The organism is Bradyrhizobium sp. (assembly GCF_049798375.1).
Classification (GTDB): Bacteria; Pseudomonadota; Alphaproteobacteria; order Rhizobiales; family Xanthobacteraceae; genus Bradyrhizobium.
On record NZ_JBARGP010000447.1, the window covers coordinates 1 to 4,949 of the forward strand.

The window sequence follows — 4,949 nt, forward strand, 5'->3', positions numbered from 1 at the left end:
CTGCGGCTGCAGGCGGTGGCCGACGGCAGCGACATGATGGGCTCGCTGCGCAATCCGGCCGGCTACAACAATGTGTTCGGCTTTCGCCCAAGCCAGGGGCTGGTGCCATCCGGGCCGAAGGGTGACCAATGGGTGAACCAGCTCGTCACCGAAGGGCCGATGGCGCGCACCGTGGTCGACCTTGTGCATCTGCTGTCGATCCAGGCCGGCCGCGACGATCGCGCGCCGCTGTCGCTGCCGGGGCGCTGGCCTGTTGAGCCGTTCGATGTGCCGGTCGACCTGCGCAAAATCCGGATCGGCTGGCTCGGTGATCTCAGAGGCCACCTCGCGGTCGAGCCCGGCATCCTCAGCGTCTGCGACAGCGCGCTGGCGCGGCTTGCGATCGACGGTGCTGCTGTCGAGTCGATCGCGCCGAATTTCGACCCCGAGGCGGCATGGCGGACCTGGCTCACCTGGCGGCGCTGGCTGGTCTCCGGCCGCATCAAGCAGGCCCTCGGCGACCCTGCCGCGCGACAATTCCTCAAGCACGAGGCGCAATGGGAGGCGGAGCAGGGCGACGGTCTGTCGGGCGCGGACGTGCTCGCCGCCTCTAGCGACCGCACCGCGCTCTATCATCGGCTGCTCGAGCTGTTCGCGCGCTTCGACGTGCTGGCGCTGCCGAGCGCGCAGGTCTGGCCGTTCGACATCGCCACGCACTGGCCGGCCGAGATCGCGGGCCGCAAGATGGATACCTATCATCGCTGGATGGAGGTGACGATCTACGCCACGCTCGGCGGCCTGCCGGCGATCAGCGTGCCCGCGGGCTTCAGCGCGCAGGGCCTGCCGATGGGCCTGCAACTGATCGGCCGCCCGCAATCCGACCTCGCGCTGCTGCGGCTCGCGCGCGAATACGAGCGGCGCGCGGCGGACGTGCTCGGGGTGAGGCCGAAGGCGATCGGTTGACGTTGGCCGGGCGCAAGACAGGCGAGACAACAAGCCGGACAGCCCTCCGCGTTCGGCCGAGCTGCCTGTGCAACCCCTCTCCCGCGGAGCGGGGGAGGGGTGGCGCGTAGCGTCGGGTGGGAGAGCTGCCACGAAGACTGTCGTTGTTCGAGCGCATGGCTGCCGATGCGTCGCGGCAAAGGTGTCGATGCTGGCCTGCTCCGCGCATTCAACAGCACGCTCCTCATCTTTCTTCCGGATATGACATCGCGATCTCGCAACGCATATCGCGTCCGAGGTTGGTGCCGCATCGCTCATGCGTCGAGAACGGGTGCAGTCTGGATGACGTCGCCGTCCCGAGTGAGAGGGCCAAAGGCGGCCTTATTGCCGGCATGTCGGTGACTTCGATCAGCTGCGGCAACGAAGGTCGGCCGCGCAACGTGCTGAGAAATCATCCAGGCGCCGACCGCGGGGAACCATTCGATAAAGCATGAGTTCGTCCCCAAAGAACTCATGATGTAAATCCAAGAGGGAAATGACATGTCACGATCCGTGGAGGAGCTGAGGCGTGAGTCCGAGCGCAGCCGTCTAGAGCTCGCGGCCACGGTCGATCAGCTCAAAGACAGGATTTCGGATACGGCTGAAGACATCCGTCACAAGGTTTCGCCGCAACACATCAAATCCGAGGTCGCCGGATACATCGATCACACGACCCAGGGCTGGGTCGAGGCGCTGAAGCAACAAGCGCGGGACAACCCGATGCAGGCCTTCGCTGCGGGCACAGCGGTCGCGGTTCCGCTGCTGCGCTTAGCCAAAGGCGTTCCGTTACCGCTGCTGATGATCGGCGCCGGCCTCGCTCTGGCCTCGAAGCCGGTACGCGACCGCGCCGCGCAGGCGGCCGGGCCCGTGTTTGAGCGCGCCGGAGAGATGCTTGAAGGAGCCGCCGGCCGTGCACAGGCGATGCGTGCCAATGCCGAGGACGGGCTCGCCTCGGCTCGCATGCGGACCAGTGGACTGGCCAGCGGCGCACAGGACGCGATCGCCGGGGTGGCGGATGATCTGAGAAGCCGGGCGGCGCAGGCGACGGACGCGGCCGGCGATAAACTCAGGAGCGGGTTCGATGCTCTCAAGGATAAGGCAGGCGCCGCGCAAGACGCCGCGGCCGCAGCGCCGGCACATGCCGCTCGGGTGATTGGAGACAATGCCGCGCTGATCGGGACGCTCGGGATCGCGATCGGCGCGATCATCGCCGCGGCCCTTCCGAAAACCAAGGTCGAGGCCGATGCGATGGGCCGCGCGAGCGATAGCGTGAAAAAGGCGGCTGGCGAGGCGGCACAATCCGGTCTCGGAGCAGCCAAAGAAGCAACGATGTCGGCGGTCGACGCTGCCGCAAAAAGCGTCTCCGAGGCCGATCTCGGCGAACACGCCAGCCGAATGACGCAAAACATCGTCGGCACAATCAAGGAGGCCGCCGATGACGTTGTGAGAGCGGCCTTGGATCCTTCGACAAACCCGCACAGCTGAGGAACACATCATGAGCGATTTGGACCTGACCAACACCGTCAGTCACAGCCCGAACCAAGCCTCTAGCTCTCCGCAGAACCTGAAGGATCAGATCGCGGACGCCGGATCCGAAGTGAAGCAGCGCGCCGGAGACGCATTGCGAGCCTCGACCGACATGGCTCGCGAAAAGTTCAAGGAAGCGGCTGACGCCGCCCAGAACATGGCCTCCGGGACCGCTGAGCAGGTCGGAGACCACGCGCGCGACAAGCAGCGCTCGAGCGCCGACTTCATCGAGCGACTTGCCGGCAACATCCGCGAAGCTGGCCGCGCGTTCGAAAACGATGTGCCGTTTGCGGCCCGCGGCATCGATTCCGCCGCCGACTATGTCGACGATGCCGCGGAAAAAATCCGCAATGGGAGTTTCCGCGATCTGGTCGACGGCGCCACCGACTTTGCGAAGCGGCAGCCGGCGGCATTCCTCGGGATCTCGGTCCTTGCCGGTTTTGCTGCCATTCGTTTCCTCAAGGCCTCAGGCGGGCAATCTTCATCGCCGGAAGCGGCCGGCGATAGCTGGGCACAACCGTCATCCTCGCAGCGAGGCAATGTGTCATGACTATCCAGAACGACATCAGAAGCAGTCAGAAGGACATCCGTACGATTTCGAATTTGATGGGCGACGCGTTGTCGCAGTTCGCCAAGCTCTTCCAGAACGAAGTCGATCTGGCCAAAGCCGAATTCGGCGAGAAGATCCAGAAGGTCGGCGGCGCACTAGGTTTCATTGCTGGCGGCGCGATGCTCGTCATTCCTGCCCTGGTCATGGCGCTGTTCGCGTTGTCGGCAGCGCTGATCGCTGCAGGATGGTCGCAGCCGCTCTCCTATTTGACGTCGGCCATCGTGGCGGCGGTGCTCGCCGGCGTGCTGTTCGCGATCGGTATCGGGCGGCTCGACGCCCGCAACCTGACGCCGCGTGAAACCGTCCGGCAGCTCGAAAAAGATAAGAACACGGTGAAGGGAATGGTGCGATGAGCAGCAACCAAGCGGGTTTTTTCGACAGTCTCATGGGTGCGATCCGGGAAAATCCCCTTGCCGCGGCGCTCGTTGGCGGCGGCGCGTTCTGGTTGTTGGTCGGAGACGAGAAGATCAAGAGCGCTGCGCGGTCCGCGACGGCCGCAGCTTCGCCGATTGCTGATATCGGCGCGCGCAATGTCCATGCCGCCGTCTCCGGACTGCAGCGGACCGCGGCGCCACCGACCGCGCCTGAAATGGACCATGACGCATTCACCGGTGTCGTCGACAAGATGCGCGACGCCGGCAGCGCGGCTTCGGACGCGATGTCCGGAACGGCCGATCGACTCAAACAAGGGCTGGACCAAGGGGCCAGCTATGCACGCGAAAATCTCGGCAGTGCCGGGAAAGAGGCCTTCACGAAAGCGCAGTCGTCGCTCGCCGACATGCTTGAGCGGCAGCCGCTTGCCTTGGGCGCCGTGGGCTTGGCGATCGGCGCCGCAATTGCAGGTGCGTTTCAAAGCTCCGACCTGGAAAACAAGTTGGTGGGCGAGCTTAGCGATGATGTCAAAGCCGATCTGAACACGCGCGCCGGCGCGGTGTCGCGAAGCCTGCGCGAAGCAGCCGATACGGTGAAGGCCGAGGTCGGCGACACGGCCGCCGAAGCCGTGGATCGGGTGAAGCAAGCCGGCGTCGACGCCGCTGGCGCCGCGCGGGAAAAGATCAAGTCGCCTTAGCCAGGCCGACGAGCGCGTAAGCTACAATCACAAACCGGCCTCGGAGCTCCTTGAAGAGCTCCGAGGCCGCCGTCGCAAGTTGCGCGGCCGCGAAGGCATTCTGAAGCACGATGCCGTTGCGACGCCCGACGGCGCTGCAATTCTCTCGACGCGATGGCACCGGAGATTCCTGCCGTCACTCGATGCTGAGCGCAGGAGCGGCCCGCACCAGGTGGGCGAGACCTCAGCAAACCGTCCGCACCAAAGATATGGTTAATTATTTCTTTACGCTTCTCGCCGAGGCTCCGGCCCAGCGACCGAATGACCTGCTCGCGCCCGGCGCCTTGCCGCACCGTGTCGAACACGGCCGATGACGGATCGACAATTAAAGGTTCTCAGCGTGAAGCCAGCCTTGAACCCAGCGCGGAACGGTGACGAGGTCGCCGACCTGTTCGCCCGTGCCAGCGCGTTCCACCGCTCCGGCGATCTGGCCAGGGCTCAGGCCGGCTACAAGAAGCTGCTCAAGAAGCGCCCGAACCATTTCGACGCGCTTTATATGTTTGGACTGTCCGAACACCAGAGCAACAATTCCCTCGCGGCGGAGCGCCTGCTGAAGCGCGCGCTGCTGGTCGAGCCGCGATCGGTTGCGGCTGGTTATGCCCGCGCGGTCATTCTCGACACGCTGCAGCGCGAGGCCGAGGCGTTGGCCTGCTATGACGATCTGCTGGCGCTGAAGCCGGATTATGTCGACGCGCATCTGAAGCGGGGCAGGCTGTTGTCGCGGCTCGGGCGCTTCGCGGACGC

General features: G+C 65.1%; 6 protein-coding genes. All 6 read left to right on the plus strand.

Going from position 1 to position 4,949, the window contains the following annotated elements; genetic code table 11:
• Positions 1-942 (plus strand): amidase family protein (locus tag WA702_RS18600; RefSeq protein WP_425111999.1); only part of this gene is annotated, 942 nt, incomplete at its 5' end.
• Positions 943-1,461: 519 nt separating this feature from the next.
• Complete coding sequence (locus WA702_RS18605; protein ID WP_425112000.1) at positions 1,462-2,445, plus strand: DUF3618 domain-containing protein; 984 nt, start codon at positions 1,462-1,464, stop codon at positions 2,443-2,445.
• A 10-nt stretch (positions 2,446-2,455) separates the two neighbouring features.
• A complete protein-coding gene (locus WA702_RS18610) occupies positions 2,456-3,037 on the plus strand; it encodes a hypothetical protein (protein ID WP_425112001.1) in 582 nt (193 codons plus the stop codon).
• Positions 3,034-3,450, plus strand: a complete 417-nt coding sequence (locus WA702_RS18615; RefSeq protein ID WP_425112002.1) for a phage holin family protein — start codon at positions 3,034-3,036, stop codon at positions 3,448-3,450. Before WA702_RS18610 ends, WA702_RS18615 begins: the two co-directional genes overlap by 4 nt.
• Positions 3,447-4,166 carry a hypothetical protein gene (locus tag WA702_RS18620; protein WP_425112003.1) on the plus strand — a complete coding sequence of 240 codons (720 nt, stop codon included), beginning with the start codon at positions 3,447-3,449 and terminating at the stop codon, positions 4,164-4,166. Before WA702_RS18615 ends, WA702_RS18620 begins: the two co-directional genes overlap by 4 nt.
• Positions 4,167-4,557: 391 nt before the next feature.
• A partial coding sequence (locus WA702_RS18625) for a tetratricopeptide repeat protein (RefSeq protein ID WP_425112004.1) occupies positions 4,558-4,949 on the plus strand: 392 nt, incomplete at its 3' end.